17 protein-coding genes are annotated in these 18,925 nt (G+C 64.0%); 10 read left to right on the plus strand and 7 right to left on the minus strand.

Annotated features, from left to right (window positions below):
• Positions 1 to 3: 3 nt before the first annotated feature.
• On the minus strand, positions 4 to 1,014 hold the full coding sequence (locus LG385_RS11395) for a zinc-binding alcohol dehydrogenase family protein (RefSeq protein WP_225774387.1): 1,011 nt from the start codon (positions 1,012 to 1,014) through the stop codon (positions 4 to 6).
• Positions 1,015 to 1,239: 225 nt separating this feature from the next.
• Positions 1,240 to 2,001, minus strand: coding sequence for a FadR/GntR family transcriptional regulator (locus LG385_RS11400; RefSeq protein ID WP_225774388.1), 762 nt, complete (start codon positions 1,999 to 2,001; stop codon positions 1,240 to 1,242).
• 214 nt (positions 2,002 to 2,215) lie between these two features.
• On the opposite strand from LG385_RS11400, the gene LG385_RS11405 reads away from it, so the two are divergent.
• From LG385_RS11405 to LG385_RS11425, 5 genes are all read left to right on the plus strand, one after another.
• A complete protein-coding gene (locus LG385_RS11405) occupies positions 2,216 to 2,956 on the plus strand; it encodes an SDR family oxidoreductase (protein WP_181114245.1) in 741 nt (246 codons plus the stop codon).
• A gap of 73 nt (positions 2,957 to 3,029) precedes the next feature.
• Positions 3,030 to 3,875 (plus strand): fumarylacetoacetate hydrolase family protein, encoded by an 846-nt coding sequence (locus LG385_RS11410; RefSeq protein WP_225774389.1) that lies wholly within the window; start codon positions 3,030 to 3,032, stop codon positions 3,873 to 3,875.
• Between the two features lie 67 nt (positions 3,876 to 3,942).
• On the plus strand, positions 3,943 to 5,229 hold the full coding sequence (locus LG385_RS11415) for an L-fuconate dehydratase (protein ID WP_225774390.1): 1,287 nt from the start codon (positions 3,943 to 3,945) through the stop codon (positions 5,227 to 5,229).
• Positions 5,226 to 6,002 (plus strand): SDR family oxidoreductase, encoded by a 777-nt coding sequence (locus LG385_RS11420; RefSeq protein WP_225774391.1) that lies wholly within the window; start codon positions 5,226 to 5,228, stop codon positions 6,000 to 6,002. Before LG385_RS11415 ends, LG385_RS11420 begins: the two co-directional genes overlap by 4 nt.
• Before the next feature lie 81 nt (positions 6,003 to 6,083).
• Positions 6,084 to 7,325 (plus strand): sugar MFS transporter, encoded by a 1,242-nt coding sequence (locus tag LG385_RS11425; protein ID WP_263974691.1) that lies wholly within the window; start codon positions 6,084 to 6,086, stop codon positions 7,323 to 7,325.
• 12 nt (positions 7,326 to 7,337) lie between these two features.
• Here the strand turns inward: LG385_RS11425 and LG385_RS11430 are convergent, their stop codons facing one another.
• Positions 7,338 to 8,264: a LysR family transcriptional regulator gene (locus tag LG385_RS11430; protein ID WP_225774392.1), complete on the minus strand. Its 927-nt coding sequence runs from the start codon at positions 8,262 to 8,264 to the stop codon at positions 7,338 to 7,340.
• Between the two features lie 158 nt (positions 8,265 to 8,422).
• On the opposite strand from LG385_RS11430, the gene LG385_RS11435 reads away from it, so the two are divergent.
• The 5 genes from LG385_RS11435 to LG385_RS11455 are packed head-to-tail and all read left to right on the plus strand — an operon-like array spanning position 8,423 to position 14,474.
• Entirely contained in the window at positions 8,423 to 9,352 is a 930-nt protein-coding gene (locus LG385_RS11435) for a dihydrodipicolinate synthase family protein (RefSeq protein WP_225774393.1), read from the plus strand.
• 56 nt (positions 9,353 to 9,408) lie between these two features.
• Positions 9,409 to 10,704, plus strand: a complete 1,296-nt coding sequence (locus LG385_RS11440; RefSeq protein WP_225774394.1) for an MFS transporter — start codon at positions 9,409 to 9,411, stop codon at positions 10,702 to 10,704.
• A 10-nt stretch (positions 10,705 to 10,714) separates the two neighbouring features.
• On the plus strand, positions 10,715 to 11,962 hold the full coding sequence (locus LG385_RS11445) for an alpha-hydroxy acid oxidase (RefSeq protein ID WP_225774395.1): 1,248 nt from the start codon (positions 10,715 to 10,717) through the stop codon (positions 11,960 to 11,962).
• Positions 11,959 to 12,933 (plus strand): NAD(P)-dependent oxidoreductase, encoded by a 975-nt coding sequence (locus tag LG385_RS11450; protein WP_263974692.1) that lies wholly within the window; start codon positions 11,959 to 11,961, stop codon positions 12,931 to 12,933. Before LG385_RS11445 ends, LG385_RS11450 begins: the two co-directional genes overlap by 4 nt.
• The gene (locus tag LG385_RS11455; RefSeq protein WP_225774397.1) at positions 12,921 to 14,474 is read left to right on the plus strand and encodes a UxaA family hydrolase; all 1,554 of its coding nucleotides are present in this window, start codon (positions 12,921 to 12,923) and stop codon (positions 14,472 to 14,474) included. The genes LG385_RS11450 and LG385_RS11455 overlap by 13 nt, the downstream gene beginning before the upstream one ends.
• A 117-nt stretch (positions 14,475 to 14,591) precedes the next feature.
• Here LG385_RS11455 and LG385_RS11460 read toward each other — a convergent pair whose 3' ends face one another.
• From LG385_RS11460 to LG385_RS11475, 4 genes are read right to left on the minus strand one after another with little or no spacing between them, the layout of a single operon-like run.
• Positions 14,592 to 15,509: an SMP-30/gluconolactonase/LRE family protein gene (locus tag LG385_RS11460; RefSeq protein WP_413247322.1), complete on the minus strand. Its 918-nt coding sequence runs from the start codon at positions 15,507 to 15,509 to the stop codon at positions 14,592 to 14,594.
• Positions 15,510 to 15,519: 10 nt separating this feature from the next.
• On the minus strand, positions 15,520 to 16,485 hold the full coding sequence (locus LG385_RS11465; RefSeq protein ID WP_225774398.1) for an ABC transporter permease: 966 nt from the start codon (positions 16,483 to 16,485) through the stop codon (positions 15,520 to 15,522).
• Positions 16,482 to 17,465 carry an ABC transporter permease gene (locus tag LG385_RS11470; RefSeq protein ID WP_225774399.1) on the minus strand — a complete coding sequence of 328 codons (984 nt, stop codon included), beginning with the start codon at positions 17,463 to 17,465 and terminating at the stop codon, positions 16,482 to 16,484. Before LG385_RS11470 ends, LG385_RS11465 begins: the two co-directional genes overlap by 4 nt.
• Complete coding sequence (locus LG385_RS11475; protein WP_181114274.1) at positions 17,462 to 18,916, minus strand: sugar ABC transporter ATP-binding protein; 1,455 nt, start codon at positions 18,914 to 18,916, stop codon at positions 17,462 to 17,464. The genes LG385_RS11470 and LG385_RS11475 overlap by 4 nt, the downstream gene beginning before the upstream one ends.
• Positions 18,917 to 18,925 lie beyond the last annotated feature (9 nt).

Consider the following 18,925-nt stretch of genomic DNA (forward strand, 5'->3'; position numbering starts at 1 on the left):
ACCTCAGCATTCAACGATGGCTTTGACCACGCCCTGGCTTGGGTCCAGCAGCTCGGTAAAACGGGCACTGACCTCACTCAAGGCCATGCGGTGGGTGTTGAGTGCCGCGTCGGGAATCAAGCCATCACGCAGGCATTGCTCCACGTAGCGGAAATCCTCCACCGTGGCGTTGCGGCTGCCCATGAGGGTCGCCTCGCGCTTGTGGAACTCGGGGTCGGAAAAACTGATGTTGCCGCGCACGATCGACACCAACACGTATTTGCCACCGTGGGCGATGAATTCGAAGCCGCGCTCCATGGCGCCGGGATTGCCGGTAGCGTCGAACACCACATCGAAAAACTCGCCGCCCGTGATTTCGTCCAATTGGGCCTTGTCGGCGTCACCGATCAACACGGCGCTGTCCACGTTCAGGTGTTGGGTACAAAACGCCAGGCGGTCCTGGCGGGTGTCCAGCACAGTGACCTTGGCCCCACGCAGGCGAGAGAAGATCGCCACCGCCATGCCGATAGGGCCCGTGCCCACCACCAGCGCGCGCTGCCCGGGCTGGATGTCCGAGCGGCGTACCGCATGGGCGCCGATGGACAGGAATTCGATCATGGCGGCCTGGTCCAGGGTCACCCCCTCGGCCTTGAGCACGAAGGCGTGGGGCAAGCTCAGGTACTCGGTAAATGCGCCGTCCCGGTGCACACCCAGCACCTGAATGCGTACGCAACAGTTGGTTTTACCCTGGCGACAGGCGATGCAATCGCCACAAGACAGGTAGGGCATCACATACACCAAGTCGCCTGGTGCAAGGCCGCTGCCCTCCTCGCTTTGTTCCACCAGGCCAGAAAACTCATGCCCCATCACACGCGGATAGTCGAGGAAGGGTTGGTTGCCGTTGAAGATGTGCAGGTCGGTGCCGCACACACCCACACGCTTGATCCTGACCAAGGTTTCACCCGGCGCCCGCTGCGGCTTGGGTCGATCCTGGGCAAGAAGTGTTCCGGGCTTGTCGCAAACGACGGTGAGCATGGCGTTCTCCAGGCCGAGCACGCCGACACGCTGTGGGCATTGCCCGCTAGCGGCCCGTGCGGGCGCTTTTATTGTTTTCGAGGGGAAGGCATATCCACCACGAAGGGCGAATCGCTTTCTGGGAGAACGCTACACACGCACTTCACAACTGGCAAGACCAATTTGACCTGCGAATCAACTGGCCTTACCAAAAATCCAAACCTGACTTCCCCATGGAAAGCCGCTTCAGGCCGTACCTCGGCTGAAAATACGGATCACCTCGTCAAGGTGCGCTGCCATGGCGTCGCGCGCGGCCGCCCCGTCGCGGCGCTCGAGTGCTTCAAGCACTTGCCGATGCTCGTGCTCGGACCTGAACGGCATGTCTTCGCTCGTGTAGTGGGCCTGCAAACGCTGGAACATGCTGCCGTAGCGATGCCCGAGCAAGTGCTGGATCATCAGCGCGTAGGCGGGGTTGCCCGACGCCTGGGCGATGCGAATGTGGAACAGCCGGTCGCCCGGATGGGTGTGGGAGCTCTCCCGGTTATCCGAGGTATTGCGTTCGAACGCGAGGCGAATCCCGTGCAGCTCCTGCTCACTGGCGTTAGCTGCTGCAAGGGCTGCGGCTTCGGGCTCGATCAGCCGCCGCGCTTGCAACAGCGCGAACGGCGGGATTTCTGCGCTGAAATCCACCTCGATGCCCAGCTCCGGGTCGATGTCGTTCCATTGATCCCGCGTAGCTTGTGTCATCACCGGCTCGTCCGACAGCTGTCGCACCGGCGGCTCACATACCAGCACGCCATTGCCCACGCGCACTTCAACCAACCCCACCACCTCGAGCGCGATCATCGCCTCGCGGACCGAAGCGCGGCTAACGCCTAAAAGCTTGGCCAGCTCCCGCTCGGCGGGTAGGCGACTGCCGGGCGGGTATTCGCCACTACTGATCAAGGCACGCAGCTGATCGGCGATCTGGCGATAAAGCCTAGGGTTATCAATCACTTGAATGGGCATCTGACGTCGACTCGGCCTGTGCTATGCGATTTAACAGCGGCATCACCTTGTTGCATTGGCAACCTGGTGCTACACATAGGTCCAGTGGCCTGACCATTGGAGCAGCTGCGGTTGGCTGGATCATAGCAAGGGTTCCAGCGCAACGTGCTCGTTTATGAGGCTGGCCACCAAACCTCGGACCACAGGCCCATCACATAAAAACAAGGGATCGAACATGGACCTCACCGGCAAGCGCGTGCTCATCACCGCGGCAGCCCAGGGTATCGGCCGCGCCAGCGTGGAAGCGTTCCTGGAAGCAGGCGCCGAAGTCTTCGCCATCGACATCAACCGCGCCGCGCTGGAACCCCTCGAAGGCGCGCACAAACATGTGCTGGACGTTACCGACACCGCTGCGATCCAACGCCTGGCCGCGCACACCGGCCCGCTGGACGTGCTGTTCAACTGTGCGGGTGTGGTGCACAGCGGCAACATTCTCGAATGCTCCGACGAAGACTGGCGCTTCGCTTTCGATCTCAACGTCACCGCCATGTACAAGATGATCCAGGCGTTTCTACCGGGCATGTTGGCCAACGGTGGCGGCTCGATCATCAACATGTCGTCGGTGGCGTCGGCCATCAAGGGTGTGCCCAATCGCTTCGCCTACTGCGCCAGCAAGGCTGCGGTCATCGGCATCACCCGCTCCGTGGCCGCCGACTTCGTGGGCCAGAACATCCGTTGCAATTGCATCTGCCCCGGCACCGTGGAATCTCCCTCGCTGCGCCAGCGCGTGGCCGAGCAGGCGGCGCGGGAACAGCGCAGCGAGGAAGAGGTGTACGCCGCATTCGAGGCCCGCCAGCCCATGGGCCGCCTCGGCACGCCCCAGGAAATCGCCCAGCTGGCGCTGTACCTGGGCTCGCCCCGCAGCGGCTTCACCACCGGCACCGCGCAGGTGATCGACGGCGGCTGGAGCAATTGAAGCCTGAGCGACTACCTCTTTCTCGATACGGCGCCAAACGCGCCACACCCTTTACCTCGAACAAGGAAACCCCATGAAACTGCTGCGTTACGGTGAACCTGGCCACGAACACCCCGCCCTGCTGGACAACGATGGCAACCTGCGCGGCCTGCGCGACTTCATCGACGATGTGTCAGGCCAGGCCCTGAGCCCGGAGAGCATCGCCAGGCTTCAGGCGCTGGACCACTCGACGCTACCCCTGGTGCACGGAAACCCGCGTATCGGCCCTTGCGTGGGCAATGTCGGCAAGTTCATCTGCATCGGCCTGAACTACGCCGACCATGCCGCGGAAACCGGCGCTGATATTCCCGCCGAGCCGATCATCTTCAACAAGTGGACCAGCGCCATCGTTGGCCCGAACGACAACGTGGAAATCCCCCGCAACTCGAAGAAGACCGACTGGGAAGTGGAACTGGGCGTAGTGATCGGCAAGGGCGGCCGCTACATCGACGAGGCCAACGCGCTGGACCACGTGGCCGGCTACTGCGTGATCAATGACGTGTCGGAGCGGGAATTCCAGATCGAGCGCGGCGGCACCTGGGACAAGGGCAAGGGCTGCGACACCTTCGGCCCCATGGGCCCGTGGCTGGTGACCCGGGACGAAGTGCCCGACCCGCACCAGCTCAACCTGTGGCTGGAAGTGGATGGCAAGCGCTACCAGAACGGCAACACCCGCACGATGATCTTCCAGATCCCCAAGCTGGTGAGCTACCTCAGCCAGTTCATGAGCCTGCAGCCGGGCGATGTGATTTCCCCCGGCACGCCGCCTGGGGTGGGCCGGGGCTGCAAGCCGGAGCCTGTGTTCCTGCGCGCGGGGCAGCGCATGCGCCTGGGTATCGAGGGCCTGGGCGAACAGGAGCAACTCACCGTCGACGCCTGACGCCGCGCATGGCCTGCCGTACGCGGCAGGTCGGTTCGTTCCGACAATAACGCCAATGGGAACCGCCATGACCACTATCACCGCCGTGCGCGTGGAAGATATCCGCTTTCCTACGTCCCAGTCCCTCGATGGCTCGGACGCCATGAACCCCGACCCCGATTACTCCGCCGCCTATGTAATCCTCGAAACGGACCACCCTACCCTGCAAGGCCATGGCCTCACGTTCACCATCGGCCGGGGCAATGAAATCTGCTGCGCGGCGATCAACGCGCTGGCCGGCTTGGTGGTCGGCCTGAAGCTGGAGTGGATCGCCGAGGACATGGGGCGCTTCTGGCGCCACATCACCAGTGACAGCCAGTTGCGCTGGATCGGCCCCGACAAGGGCGCGATTCACCTGGCCACCGGCGCGGTGGTGAATGCCGCCTGGGACCTGTGGGCCAAGGCCGAAGGCAAACCGGTGTGGAAGCTGGTGGCCGACATGACGCCCGAGGAGCTGGTGCGCTGCATCGACTTTCGCTACATCACCGACTGCATCACCCCGGCCGAAGCGCTGGCGTTGCTCAGCGAACGCGCCACCGGTAAAGCCGAGCGGCTGGCGGCACTCCAGGCCGATGGCTACCCCTGCTACACCACGTCCGCAGGCTGGCTGGGATACCCGGACGACAAATTGCGCCGCCTGTGCCAGGCCGCGATCGACGGTGGCTTTTCCCATATCAAGCTCAAGGTGGGCCGCGACCTGCAGGATGACATCCGCCGCGTGCGCATCGCCCGCGAAGTGCTGGGCCCGGATCGGCACCTGATGATCGACGCCAATCAGGTATGGGAAGTGGACGCCGCCATCGACTGGGTACGGGAATTGGCGTTCGCCCGCCCCTGGTTTATCGAAGAGCCCACCAGCCCGGACGACGTGGAAGGCCATCGGCGCATTCGCCTGGGCGTGGCGCCAGTGAAAGTGGCCACAGGCGAAATGTGCCAGAACCGGATCGTGTTCAAGCAGCTGATCATGCGTGAAGCCATCGACGTGGTGCAGATCGACGCATGCCGCCTGGGCGGTGTGAACGAAGTGCTGGCGGTGATGCTGATGGCGGCCAAATACCAATTGCCGGTGTGCCCCCATGCGGGCGGCGTAGGCCTGTGCGAATACGTGCAGCACCTGTCGATGATCGACTACCTGTGCATCGCCGGCACCCATGAAGGCCGGGTGGTGGAATACGTCGACCACCTTCACGAGCACTTTGAAGACCCCTGCGTGATCAAGGGCGCTGCCTATATGCCGCCGAGCACGCCGGGCTTTTCCATCCAGATGAAAGCGGCGTCCAGGCAGCAATTCGCATTCAAGGGCTACCGCTCATGAACCTGCATCTCATGGACAAGGTTGTCATCGTCACCGGCGGCGGCTCGGGCATTGGTGCCGCGATTTCCCTCGGGCTGGCCGAGGAAGGAGCCATTCCGGTGATCTTCGCCAACCAGCCGCTTCCTGCTGCGTTCAGCGCCGAGCTGGACCGGCGCCAACCACAAACGCTGTTCTTCCAGGTGGAGCTGCGCGACGAGGCCCAGTGCGCCGCGGCGGTAGCTCAGGTGCTGGCGCGCTTCGGCCGTATCGACGGGCTGGTGAACAACGCAGGGGTGAACGACAGCGTGGGCCTGGAGGCCGGCCGCGCGGCGTTCATCGAGTCGCTTGAGAAAAACCTCATCCACTACTACCTGATGGCCCACCTGTGCGTGGACGCGCTCAAAGCCAGCCAGGGGGCGATCGTGAATATCGGTTCGAAGACCGCGCTCACCGGCCAGGGTGGCACCAGCGGCTACACCGCGTCCAAGGGCGCGCAGTTGTCGCTGACCCGGGAATGGGCTGCCTCGCTGCTGCAGGACGGTGTACGAGTGAACGCAGTGATTCCCGCAGAAGTGATGACGCCGCTGTACGAGCGCTGGATCGCCAGTTTCGACGACCCTGAAGCCCGTCTGGCGAAGATCGTCGGGAAAATCCCGCTGGGCCAGCGCATGACCACCCCGGAGGAAATTGCCGACAGTGTGCTGTTCCTGCTGTCCCCTCGCGCCTCACACACCACGGGCCAATGGGTGGTGGTCGACGGTGGTTACACCCACCTGGATCGGGCGCTCACGTAGCGCAGCAACCTCGCCGGAGGGCCACCGCGCACCGCTGTTCGTACACACGCTTCACACCTACAACAACAAGAGGAGAGTGTTATGTCGGCCAAACTGGGCAAGATCGAAACCCCCGTATACACCCGCGCCGAACCGTCGGTGCGGCTGGCGCTGATGCTGGTGACCAGCCTGTTCTTTCTGTGGGGCCTGTCGTATGGCCTGCTGGACGTGCTCAACAAGCACTTTCAGGAAACCCTGCATGTGAGCAAGGCGCAGTCTGGCCTGTTGCAAGCGGCCTATTTTGGCGCCTACTTCATCATCGCCTTGCCGGCGGGCTTTTTGATGGACCGCTTCGGCTACAAGGCGGGCATCCTGCTGGGGCTTTGCCTGTACGCCGTTGGCGCGCTGTTGTTCATGCCGGCGGCCAATGCGGCCAGCTTCCCGTTCTTCCTGTTCGCCCTGTTCGTGATCGCGCTGGGGCTGGGTTGCCTGGAAACCGCCGCCAACCCCTATGCTACGGTGCTCGGCGAACCGGGCGGTGCCGAGCGCAGGCTCAACCTGGCGCAGTCCTTCAATGGGCTGGGGCAATTCGTGGGGCCGTTGCTGGGCGGCATGCTGTTTTTCGGCGGGGCCAGCAATGACGGTGACAGTACCTCCCTGCAAACCACCTATGTAGTGATCGCGGCGATTGTGCTGGTGGTCGCGGCGATGTTCGCCCGTACCCCCATGCCCGATGCACGCGAGCGCACCACTCACGCACAAGGCATCACCGACAAAGGCCTGTGGCAACACCGCAGCTTCGTCGGCGGGGTGATCGCGCAGTTCTTTTATGTGGCGGCGCAGGTGGGCGTGGGGGCATTTTTCATCAACTACGTCACCGAACACTGGGCCAACATGAGCAGCCAGACCGCGGCCTACCTGCTGTCGGTGGCGATGATCTGCTTCATGTGCGGGCGGTTTTTCAGCACCTGGCTGATGGGGCGGGTCGCGCCGCAACGCCTGCTTACGGTGTACGCCTGCATCAACGTCGCCCTGTGCGCCGTAGTGGTGAGCGGGGTGCAAAGCCTCTCGGTAATTGCGCTGGTCGCGATCTTTTTCTTCATGTCGATCATGTTCCCCACCATCTTCGCCATGGGCGTGAAGGACCTGGGCGCGCACACCAAGCGCGGCAGCTCGTTCCTGATCATGGCCATCGTCGGCGGCGCTTTGATGCCCTACTTCATGGGGCTGGTAGCGGATCATGCCTCCACCGCCCTGGCCTACCTGCTGCCGCTGGGGTGTTTTGTGGTGGTGGCGGTGTATGGGCGCGCATGTTCCCAGGCTAAGCCTGGTCCCACAGTGTGATCACCGCGCGGCTCACCGTGCCGATTGACACAGCAGTTCGATCAACCGCTCCGCCGCAGGTGACAGCACGCTGCTGCGCCGGGTGACGATGCCAAAGGGCTGCGAGGGTGAGCGCAGGGCTACGGGCAGGATGCGCAACATCTTGTGCCGCTCGAACAACTGGGCAATGTCGGTGGGCAACAGCGAAACCAGGTCCCGGCCCTGGTTGAGCAGCGCGACGGTGACGAAGGTAGACGCCGTGGACACGGTGTCCACGGGTTTGTCGATACCGGCCAGGTCCAGCTCGCGTTCGAGCAGGTCACGCAGCGGCATCTTGCTGGGGTAGGTCACCCATCGATACTGCGCAAGGTCACGCATGCACAGCTCACCCTGGGTTTTGGTCGAATGGTCATACCCGGCCACTACTGACAGCGGCTCGTCGGCAAGCTTGAGGTAGCGGTACCGGTTGGGGTGCGCGCTCACGGCAGACCGGCCGATGACCAGATCCAGGCGGCCGTCGTCCAGCTGCGCGAGCATGCGCGCGCTGGTGTCCTCCACAATTTCGACGGTTACGGCCGGCATCTGCGCATGAAGGGCATCCAGCGCGGGGATCACATAGGTCGGAATAGCCCCCATGATCGCACCAATGGCCAGCCGGCCTGTGCGCCCGGCCCTGATATCGGCCATGTCATCACACAGCAGCGCCAGGTCCGTTGTGAGCAAGCGGGCATATTCGATCACGCGCTGGCCACACGCGTTGGGGATCATCCCGCTCGCCGAGCGCTCGAACAGTGGCGCCTCGAACATCACCTCAAGCTCATGCAAGGCTTTGCTGGCGGCCGACTGCGTGATCGACAGCACGGCGGCGGCCTTGTGCAGCGACTTGTGCTGGTCCAGCGCGGTCACCAGTTGCAGCTGTTTGAGGCGCAGCCTGGAGAGCAGCAGGTTGAGGGTATTCATGGGTGAGTCGAAAAACTCATCAGGGGATGGAAAGGACTCAATATACAGGCCGGAAAACGCCTCGGTATAGTCGGGCCATCAGCAGTCACCGCACCCTGTGAATACGCGCCTGAGCGCAGCGGTTGTCCCCTACCCCGCAGTCACGAGCACAGCACGATATGAATACCCACAACAAAAACCGCTATAGCGGAGTGTTCCCTGTCGCCCCCACGATTTTCAACGAACACGGCCAGCTCGACCTCGACGGCCAGAAGCGCTGCATCGACTTCATGATCGATGCCGGCTCCGATGGCCTCTGCATCCTCGCCAACTTCTCGGAGCAGTTCGCCCTCGCCGACGATGAGCGCGACACCGTGATGAACGTGGTGCTGGACCATGTGGCCGGCCGGGTACCGGTGATTGTCACTACCACCCACTTCAGCAGCCAGGTGTGCGCCCGTCGCAGCCAGGCCGCGCAAGCTGCCGGTGCCGCCATGGTGATGGTGATGCCGCCCTACCACGGCGCGACGATCCGGGTGACCGAGCAAGGTATTTATGAGTTCTTCGAACAGGTGTCGAACGCGGTCAACATTCCGATCATGATCCAGGACGCACCCGTGGCCGGTACACCGTTGCCGGCGGCGTTTCTTGCCCGCATGGCGCGGGAGATCGAGAACGTCTCGTACTTCAAGATCGAAACCGCGCAAGCGGCCGCCAAGCTGCGCGAGCTGATCGCGCTGGGTGGCGACAGCGTAATAGGACCCTGGGATGGCGAAGAAGCGATCACGCTGATGCCGGACCTGGACGCCGGCGCCACCGGCGCAATGACCGGCGGCGCTTACCCGGACGGCATTCGCAAAATCATCGAGGCCCATGTGAACGGGGATCGTGAACGCGCGGCGGCGCTGTACCAGCAATGGTTGCCACTGATCAACTACGAAAACCGCCAGTGTGGGCTCGCCGCCTGCAAGATCCTGATGAAAGAAGGCGGCGTCATCCAATCCGATGCCGTGCGCCACCCACTCGCCCCGGTGCATCCGCAGATTCGCGAAGGGCTGCTGGAAGTTGCACGCCGCCTCGACCCGCTTGTATTGCGCTGGGGGCGGTAGCCCTACACAAGCCTCTACCACCCGCCCGATCTTATAAAAATAACAGGAGACTCGGCATGGATATGTCCCGCCTGCAAGGCACCAAGAAGACGACTGTGCGGTGGAAGATCTTTCTTCTATTGCTGCTGCTCGTGTCCATCAACTACATCGACCGTGCGGCGTTGTCCGTGGCCATGCCGGCGATTTCCCAGGAATTTTCCCTCACCCCGGAGCGGCAAGGGCTGATCCTCAGCTCGTTCTTCTGGACGTACCTGTTCATGCAAGTGCCCTCGGGCATGCTCGCCGACCGCCTGAAACCTCGTACGCTGATCGCAGTCGCCACCATCAGCTGGGGTGCGTTCCAGGCGTTGGGCGCCGCGTGTACCGGATGGTTTGCCCTGATGCTGACCCGTATGGGCCTGGGCATCGCCGAAGCGCCGATCTACCCGGTGGGCGGCAAGCTCAACGCGCTGTGGCTCACCCAGAACGAAAAAACCCGCGGGGCTTCCCTCGTGGATGCCGGCTCTGCGCTCGGCTCCGGCGTAGGCGCGGTGGTGGTCGCCTCTTTGATGGCCTGGCTTGGCTCATGGCGCGCGGCCTTCGTGGTCGCCGGGGTGGGCACCATCCTGTGCGGTATCTGGGCCTGGTGGTACATCCGCAATACGCCACGCGAGCATCCGTCGATCAACGATGCTGAAATCGCCTACATCGAACACGCCCACGCCGAGGAGGATGCACGCGAGCCCAAGGTGGCCGCGGGCGGATCGCTGCTGAAATTCTTCACTTTTCGTTCGGTATGGGGCATGTGCGCCAGCCACACCTGCACCAACCTGGTGTTCTTCGGCCTGATGACCTGGCTGCCCACCTACCTGTTCAACGTCCACGGCTTCGACCTCAAGTCCCTGGGCGGCGCCACTTTCCTGATCTTCTTCTTCGGCTTCGTTGGCGAGGTAGTGGCCGGGCAGTTGGCGGACCGCTGGAAATCGTCCGGGGCGAGCGCCAATCGGGTGTACCGCAGCATGATGATGATCGGCGCGGGCGCCGTGGGGTTGTCCATGCTCGGGGTAGCCTATGTACGCGCACCGTTCGCGGTGGTGGGGCTGCTGTGCGTGGCGCTGTTCTTCCTGCGCTGGTGCGGCGGCTGCAACTGGGCCACGCCGGCGATGCTGGCCACCCGGGCCCGTACCGGTGCGCTGAACGGCATCATGAACTTTGTGGGCAACATCGCCGGGATCTTCGTGCCTATCTTTATCGGCTACATCGTGCAGAACACCGGCTCGTATTTCCTGGCGCTGATGTTCTTCGTGGGCGTGGCGGTGGTGCAGATGCTCGCCGTGCTGTCCATCGACTATCAACGCAAGCTACCGGTTTAGGAGGCCTCCCGTGCTACGTCGTCTCTATACAGGCCGCGACCCCCGCCGCGCGCACAGCATCGAAGACCTGCGCGCAATGGCGGCCCGGCGCGTGCCGAACTTCTGTTTCGAATACATCGAGGGCGGCGCCGAGGAAGAAACCACCCTGCGCCGCAACCGGGAGGTGTTCTCTGAAATCGCTTTCAAGCCCCGGGCATTGATCGACGTGTCCAAGCGCAACATCGGCATCGACCTGTTCGGCCGGCGCAGCGCGGCACCGTTCATGATCGGGCCCACCGGCTTCAGCGGGTTGCTGGCACACGAAGGCGACATTGCGCTGGCAAGCGCGGCCGCCGCGGCGGGTATCCCGTTCATCCTGAGCAATGCGTCCACCGTGCCGCTGGAGCGGGTGGTCGAAGCCGCCGGTGGCCGCGTGTGGATGCAGGTGTACATGTACCGCACCCGCGATTTCGTCGCCAAGCTGGCCGAGCGTGCCGAACGCGCGGGTGTAGAGGCGTTGGTGGTCACCACCGACAGCGCGATCTATGGCAAGCGCGAATGGGACCTGCGCAACTATGCCCGGCCGCTGAAGCTGAACCTGCGCAATACCCTGGATGTGATCACGCACCCCCGCTGGATGACCGAGGTGCTGTGGCCCCATGGCATGCCGCGCTTCGCCAACCTGGGCGACCTGTTGCCGCCCGGCAAGGACAGCGTGAGCGGCGCGGCCACGGCACTGGCCAAGGAACTGGACCCTTCGTTGTCCTGGGAGGACCTGCGCTGGCTGCGGGATCGCTGGCCACGGCGGCTGATTATCAAAGGGCTGCTGCACCCGGACGACGCCGCGCAGGCCGTGGCCATCGGCGCGGACGGCATCGTGCTGTCGAACCACGGTGGCCGCCAGCTCGATGGCGCGGTGTCGGCGATGGACGTGCTGCCCGAGGTAGTGGAAGCCGTGAAAGGCCGGCTGGCGGTCATGCTGGACGGTGGCTTCAGGCGAGGCAGCGACATCGTCAAGGCCATGGCCCTGGGCGCGGATGCGGTGCTGGTGGGCCGTGCGACTACCTGGGGCCTGGCGGCCGGGGGCCGTGCGGGTGCCGACCGCGCCATCGAAATCCTGATGAACGAAGTGGACCGCGTGATCGGCCTGCTGGGTTGCGACAACATCGCTGCCCTTGGCCATCAGCATGTGCAATGGCCAGGCCGAGAGCTGACGCCAAGGCGCGAAGCGCCCGCAGTTACCAATTCTCGAACGCTGTGCGCGGAGGCGCCGCAATGAACCAGACAGGCAACGAACTGACCGAACCCACACAACAGCGCATCACACGTGTTGGCATGGTGGGGCTGGGCTTGATGGGCAGCGCCGTCGCCGCGCGAGTGCTTGAAAAGGGCTTTGAACTGCGTGCGCTGGCGCACCGCAGCCGCACGGCCATTGAAGCATTGCTTGAAAAGGGCGCCGCGGAGGCTTCCAGTGGGGCCGAACTGGCCCGCCATTCCGACGTGGTCATCCTCTGCGTGACCGGTACCCCGCAGGTTCGTGACGTGGTGTTCGGCCCGGGCGGCCTGCTCGAAGGCGCGCACCCTGGCCTTGTCGTGATCGACAGCAGCACGGCCGACCCCGAACTGGCCGAGGAGCTGGCCACGGCATTGGCCAGCCAGGGCGCGGCGTTCCTCGACGCGCCGGTGAACCGCACCCCCAGAGAAGCACGCGAAGGCCGGCTGAATGTGCTGGTGGGCGGTGAGGCGCAGGTGCTGGAGCGGGTGCGCCCGCTGATGGCCGCGTACGCCGAAACCGTGCATCACCTGGGCGCCCACGGGTCGGGCTATCGGGCCAAGCTGATTCACAACTTCATTGCCCAGGCCAATGGGGCGATCCTCGCCGAAGCCTTTGGCACTGCCGCCAAGGCCGGGCTCGATCTGCACGAGTTCGCTGGGGTGTGCCGGCTCAGCGGTGCCCACAGCAAAACCTTCGACCGCATCATCCCGTACCTGCTTGAAGGCGACGACAGCGGCCAACAGTTCGCCATTCGCAACGCCGCCAAGGACATGCGCGCCTATTCCCGATTGGCAGCGGAGCAGTCCTCATCGGCGTCAATCGCTGAAGCGGTTCGGCAGGTGTACGTACTGGCGACTAATCTGGGGCATGGCGATCTCTACGTCCCTCACCTCTTCGACGTGATGAAAGCGCTCAATGGCTTGCCGCCGGCCCAGCAGGAAGACCACACCGAGGTACCACCATGCAACTCATAACAACAACAGGCAGCGAAACCGCCGCCAATGCCGTGATCCGTCTCAACCCGCTGGACGACGTGCTGATCGCGCGCCAGCCGCTGGTAAAAGGCCTGGCCCTCCCTGAAGGCATCCAGGTGCTCGATGCGGTTCCTTCAGGCCACAAGGTGGCGGCCAGGGCCATCGCCGCCGGGCAACCGGTGCGCCGCTATGGGCAGATCATCGGCTTCGCCAGCCAGCCCATCGAAGCCGGCCAGCACGTGCACACCCACAACGTGGCCATGGGCGATTTCTCCCGGGACTATGCCTTTGGCGTGGATGCCAAGGGTGCGCCCGCACCAACCGACGAAACCTTCATGGGCATCGTGCGCCCGGATGGCCGGGTGGCTACCCGCAACTTCATCGGCATTCTAACCTCGGTGAACTGCTCGGCCACGGTAGCCCGGGCGATTGCGGACTATTTCCGTCGGGACATCCACCCCGAGGCGCTGGCGCCCTACCCCAACGTGGACGGCGTGGTCGCCCTCACCCACGGTGTGGGCTGCGCGGTAGATTCCGGCGGTGAGGCCTTAGCGATGTTGCGCCGCACCTTGGGCGGTTATGCAGTGCACCCCAATTTCGCCTCGGTGCTGATGATCGGCCTGGGCTGCGAAACCAACCAGATTCCCGACCTCCTCACCGCGCAAGGTCTGGAGAGCAGCCATTCGCTGCGTACCTTCACCATCCAGGGCACGGGCGGCACCACTAAAACCATTGCCAGCGGGATCGCCCAGGTGAAGGAGCTGCTGGCCGAAGCCAACCAGGTGGAGCGGCAACCGGTGAGCGCTCGCCACTTGGTGGTAGGCCTGCAATGCGGCGGCTCCGATGGCTACTCCGGGATTACCGCCAACCCGGCGCTGGGCAATGCGGTGGACCGACTGGTCGCGGCGGGCGGCACCGCGATACTCTCCGAAACCCCCGAGGTGTACGGCGCCGAGCACCTGCTCACCCGCCGCGCGGTGACTCAAGCGGTAGGTGAAAAGCTGATCGAGCGCATCCACTGGTGGGAGAGCTACTGCGCTCGCATGAACGCCGAGTTGAACAACAATCCTTCGGCGGGCAACAAGGCCGGCGGCCTGACCACCATCCTGGAAAAATCCCTCGGTGCGGTGGCCAAGGCCGGCTCCACCGACCTGGTGGATGTGTACGAATATGCGCAGCCGGTAAGGGCTCACGGGCTGGTGTTCATGGATACGCCCGGGTATGACCCTGTGTCGGCTACAGGCCAGGTGGCTGGCGGCGCCAACCTGATCGCCTTCACCACGGGCCGCGGCTCGGCCTACGGCTGCGCGCCTTCGCCGTCGATCAAGCTGGCAACCAATACGCGGCTATGGGAAACCCAGGAAGACGACATGGACGTGAACTGTGGCGGCATCGCCGACGGCAGCATGACCATCGAGGAGCGCGGCGAGCACATCTTCCGGATGATGCTGCGCATTGCTTCCGGGGAGCGCAGCAAGAGCGAGCAACACGGCTACGGCCAGAACGAATTCGTGCCTTGGCAGATTGGTGCGATTACCTGATCGCGTCACTGGTGAGAAGACACCATTCGCGAGCTGCGCCCGCTTCTTACAAATTTGGCGTACACCTGTAGGAAGCGGCGGGGCCGGCCATCCGGCGCAGCTCGCGAATAAGGGCGATCAAGGCAACTGCGCGCCGGCCACCGCCACATGGATCATGTACAGCGAGGTGTTGGCGGTGATGAACAGCCGGTTACGGCGTGGCCCGCCGAAGGTGAGGTTGGCGACTTTTTCTGGCAGCAGGATCTTGCCCAGCAACGTACCGTCCGCGGCGAAGCATTGAATGCCATCGCCGGCGCTGGTCCACACATTGCCTTCCACGTCCACCCGCAGGCCATCCGGAATGCCGGGCTCGATCTGCGCGAACACGCGCGAACTGCCCAGCCAACTGCCCTCCTTCACCTCGAAGGCGCGAATATGGTGGGGCGCATCGGGTTGGTGCGAACGCGCTGAATCGGCGACATACAGGGTGGTGCCATCCGGCGAGAACGCGAGCCCGTTGGGCTGAGCGAAATCGCCTACCATGCAGCGGACCTCACCGGTGGCCGGGTGTACCCGATACACGTTACGCCCCGCCTGCTCGGGCTCGGCCTTGAAACCTTCATAGTCACTGAGGATGCCGTAGGTGGGGTCGGTGAACCACACCGCGCCATCGCGATGCACCACCACGTCGTTGGGTGAATTCAGGCGTTTACCCTCGAAGCGGTCGGCGATCACGGTGATCGAGCCGTCGGGCTCGGTGCGGGTCACGCGTCGGGTGCCATGCTCACAGGTGACCAGGCGCCCCTGCAGGTCCCGGGTATTCCCATTGGCAAAGTTGGACCGGGGCCGAAACACCGACACCCCCTGCTCGGGCGTCCAGCGCAGGATGCGTTCATTGGGGATGTCGCTCCACAGCAGGTAACCGCCGTCGTTGAACCACACCGGCCCCTCGGCCCAGCGGCATTGGTCGTACAGGCATTCGAGTTGAGTGTTGGGCAAAATCAGCCCGCGAAAACGTGGGTCCAGCACTTCATAGACGGGTTCGGATATCGACATGGCCTGGCACTCAAGCAGCGCGGGCGGACGAGCGCCCGCTCACAGCGGTAATCACCGCGATAATGATCAAGCCAGTGAGGATCAGCCGCACCCCGGCGCTGGCGCCGAAGGTATTGAGCATGCTCACCAGCAAATACAGGAACAACGCGGCGCCCCAGATGCCAGGTACGTTGGAAAAACCCCCGCCTACGGAGGTGCCGCCGATCACCACAACCGCAATGGAAGCCAGCAGGTATTCCTCGCCCATGCTCAGCGAGGCGCCACCGGAAAAGCCCGCCAGCAACACGCCGCACAGGCTGGCAAACACGGCGCTCAGTACGTAGGTGGCAAAGCGCACCCGGCCCACTCGCCCGCCCGCCAGTTCGGCGGCGCGGGCGTTCTGCCCGATGGCCACGGTCCAGCGGCCATAGCGGGTACGTGCCAACACATAGCCCATCACCACCGCCAGCACCGCCACGCTGATCGCCAGGTACGGCACGCCCAGCACGTTGCCGGTGCAGAAGCTGTAGAACAGCTCTGGTGGTTGAATGCGAACGCTGCGCCCATAGGCGATCGCCGTGGACTGCAGCAGGAAGCTGGCAGACAGCGTGGCGATGATCGGCGGGATCCGCAGCACCCGGATCAACGCGTAGTTGGCGCAGCCCAGCAGCACGCCCAGGCACAGCACCGCCTCTACCCCAAGCCAGATCAAGTCCGCCTGTTCGTTCATCAGCTTCATGCCCACCGCGCCGCTGAGGGCGATGTTGGCCGGGATAGACAAGTCGATGTTGCCCGGCCCTGTGGTGATCACGAACATCTGCCCGATACCCACGATCACGAAGAACGCCGAAAAACTCAGTGCGCTGGACAACAGCGAACCGCCGCCCATGCCGCCAGTGAACATGATCGTCGCCAGCCATATGAGTAACGCGGCGAGGAACGACCACAGCCAGGGTTTGCTATTGAGGCGAGAAAACGCGGAACGGGCGGACATCATGAGTGTGCCTCCAGGCGGTTCACGAACGCGCGCAATGCCAGCACGAGGATCAGGATCGCGCCCTGGGCGCCGATCTGCCAGTCGGGGGAAATATGCAGGAAGGACAGCAGTGACCCGGCCAGCACCAACGTAAGCGCCCCCAATACCGCGCCGATGGGCGAAACCCGCCCGCCCACGAACTCCCCACCGCCCAGGATTACCCCGGCAATGGACAGCAGCGTGTAGCGCAGGGCAATGCTCGCATCGGCCGAGGTGGTAAGGCCTACCAGAAACAGCCCGGCGAGTACGCCGAAGGTGCCGGCCAGCGCGTACAGGCTGACCTTGATCCGCAGCAGGGACCACCCCGCCTTGGCCACGGCAATCGGGTTGCCACCGGCGCCACGCAATACCACCCCCAGCGTGGAACGCATCAGAAACAGGTGCACCGCCAGCGCGAGTGCGATGCACACGAAGATCGCGAACGGCAACAGCGGCGTTTTGTAACGCACGATGGCCTGCAACCATTGCGGCGCAGTACCGCCCGGGGCCGGCAGCAGCAGAATGGCGCCACCCATCCAGATGAACGACATGCCCAGGGTGACCACGATAGAAGGCAGTTTGCGCAGGTGTATCAACGCTCCAAGCAGCGCATACGCTGCCACGCAGCCGACGAGCGCCAGGCAGCCCAACAAGGGGTGTTGATTAAGTACAGTGGCGCACACGCACGCCACGAAACTGATGAAACTGCCCAGGGACAGGTCCAGGTCGTTCACCGTGATGATCAGCATCTGGGCAATGGTCGCCAGGGCGATCGGCACTGCCAGGTTGAACATCAGGTTCATGCCCATGTAGCTCATCGCGCGGGGCTGCATCACGAAGATCACCACCAGCAGCACCGCCAGCGACACGCCCGGTAGCGCGCCGCGCAGCAAACGGGCCACATTGAGCCGCGCTGGCTTGGCCACCGTAGCCTTCAGGGGAATGGGTGTAGACGCATTCATACGAGCTGTTCCTCGAAGGAGCACCGCAGGATCTGCTCCTCGCTGAGCTGGTTGCGTGGAAGGTCCAGCACCGCCTGGCCGTCGCGGAACACATACACGTGATCGCAGTGGTCCAGCTCTTCCAGTTCGGTGGTGTACCAGATGAACGTGCGGCCTTTGGCGGCTTCCTCGGCAATGATCGAATACACCTCCCGCTTGGTGTTCACGTCCACGCCGCGCATGGGGTCGTCCATCAGGATCACCTTGCTGCTGGACGCCAGGGCGCGGGCGAACAGCGCCTTTTGCTGATTGCCGCCGGACAGCGACAGGATCGGGTTGGCCATGTCAGGCGTGCGAATGCTCATGCGCTCGCGCCATTGCTCGGCCATGGCGCGTTCGGCGTCGGGGTCGATCAGGGCACCACGGCGCAGTTGCCCCAAGGAGCTCACGGTGATGTTCTCGGCGATGGACCACAGCGGGAATACCCCGTCGGTTTGCCGATCACCGGCCACCAGCGCGGCGCCCTGGCCGCTGGCGATGCACCGGCGCAGCACCTGGGTCAGCCACTGGCTTTGCCCATGCCCGGCCAGCCCGGCCAGGCCGACTATTTCCCCGGCGTGGGCGTCGACGGTGCGGCCATCCCGTTGCCGTGAAGGTTGCTGGGAAATCACCGGCGTACCTTGCAGGCGCTTGGAGGCAAACGCCTGGCGCTCGGCCGTGGCTTTGGCGGCGCTGCCCATGCATTCCACCAGCGAGGCGTGGTCGAAGTTTTTCGCCGGGCGAATGTCTACCACACCGCCGTCGCGCATCACTGCGATCCGATCACAGGTGCCTAGCATCTCGGCCAGGATATGGCTGATCAACACGATGCTGCCGCCCTTGGCCACGAACCGCCGCACAAAACGCAGCAACTGTTCGGCCACCCGGGCGTCCAGTGAAGACGTGGGCTCGTCAAGAATCACCAGCTTCAGCGGCTCGTCCACGTGCACAAAGGCCCGGGCGATTTCTACCATCTGCCGTTTGCCGATGGACAGGTCGGCCACGGTGTCGTCCGGGTCGATGCCATGGCCGGGAAAGATCTCGTCCAGGCAGGCCAGTACCCGTGCCCTCGCCTCGCGGCGCCATCCGAAGCCGCGAATGGCGGGCGACATCAGCCGGGTGTTCTCGGCAATGCTCAGGTTCGGGCACAAGGACAACTCCTGAAACACGCAACGAATGCCGTGCTGACGCGCCAGCTGCACGTTATAGCTGGCGCGCAGGTCGCGGCCTTCAACCTGCATGGTGCCGGTGTCCGCCGCCAGGGTGCCGGCCAGCACCTGCATCAACGTCGATTTGCCCGCGCCGTTGTGGCCGATCAGGCCCAGGCATTCCCCGGCGTGGAAACTCAGGTCCACGTTGTTCAACGCGCGCACCGCGCCGAACGACTTGCTGGTGCCCTTGAAGGTCACCAGCGCTCGCTGGATCGTGCTCATGTGTGCTCC

The sequence above is a fragment of the Pseudomonas sp. Marseille-Q5115 genome (genome assembly GCF_916618905.1).
Classification (GTDB): Bacteria; Pseudomonadota; Gammaproteobacteria; order Pseudomonadales; family Pseudomonadaceae; genus Aquipseudomonas; species Aquipseudomonas japonica_A.

Bases quoted from the DNA above. Each gene is read 5' to 3' on its own strand.
- LG385_RS11425 (WP_263974691.1), top strand. From the start codon at position 6,084: ATGTCGGCCAAACTGGGCAAGATCGAAACCCCCGTATACACCCGCGCC.
- LG385_RS11400 (WP_225774388.1), bottom strand. From the start codon at position 2,001: ATGCCCATTCAAGTGATTGATAACCCTAGGCTTTATCGCCAGATCGCC.
- LG385_RS11415 (WP_225774390.1), top strand. From the start codon at position 3,943: ATGACCACTATCACCGCCGTGCGCGTGGAAGATATCCGCTTTCCTACG.
- LG385_RS11435 (WP_225774393.1), top strand. From the start codon at position 8,423: ATGAATACCCACAACAAAAACCGCTATAGCGGAGTGTTCCCTGTCGCC.
- LG385_RS11395 (WP_225774387.1), bottom strand. From the start codon at position 1,014: ATGCTCACCGTCGTTTGCGACAAGCCCGGAACACTTCTTGCCCAGGAT.
- LG385_RS11420 (WP_225774391.1), top strand. From the start codon at position 5,226: ATGAACCTGCATCTCATGGACAAGGTTGTCATCGTCACCGGCGGCGGC.
- LG385_RS11450 (WP_263974692.1), top strand. From the start codon at position 11,959: ATGAACCAGACAGGCAACGAACTGACCGAACCCACACAACAGCGCATC.
- LG385_RS11410 (WP_225774389.1), top strand. From the start codon at position 3,030: ATGAAACTGCTGCGTTACGGTGAACCTGGCCACGAACACCCCGCCCTG.
- LG385_RS11470 (WP_225774399.1), bottom strand. From the start codon at position 17,465: ATGAATGCGTCTACACCCATTCCCCTGAAGGCTACGGTGGCCAAGCCA.
- LG385_RS11455 (WP_225774397.1), top strand. From the start codon at position 12,921: ATGCAACTCATAACAACAACAGGCAGCGAAACCGCCGCCAATGCCGTG.
- LG385_RS11475 (WP_181114274.1), bottom strand. From the start codon at position 18,916: ATGAGCACGATCCAGCGAGCGCTGGTGACCTTCAAGGGCACCAGCAAG.
- LG385_RS11430 (WP_225774392.1), bottom strand. From the start codon at position 8,264: ATGAATACCCTCAACCTGCTGCTCTCCAGGCTGCGCCTCAAACAGCTG.
- LG385_RS11465 (WP_225774398.1), bottom strand. From the start codon at position 16,485: ATGATGTCCGCCCGTTCCGCGTTTTCTCGCCTCAATAGCAAACCCTGG.
- LG385_RS11405 (WP_181114245.1), top strand. From the start codon at position 2,216: ATGGACCTCACCGGCAAGCGCGTGCTCATCACCGCGGCAGCCCAGGGT.
- LG385_RS11440 (WP_225774394.1), top strand. From the start codon at position 9,409: ATGGATATGTCCCGCCTGCAAGGCACCAAGAAGACGACTGTGCGGTGG.
- LG385_RS11460 (WP_413247322.1), bottom strand. From the start codon at position 15,509: ATGTCGATATCCGAACCCGTCTATGAAGTGCTGGACCCACGTTTTCGC.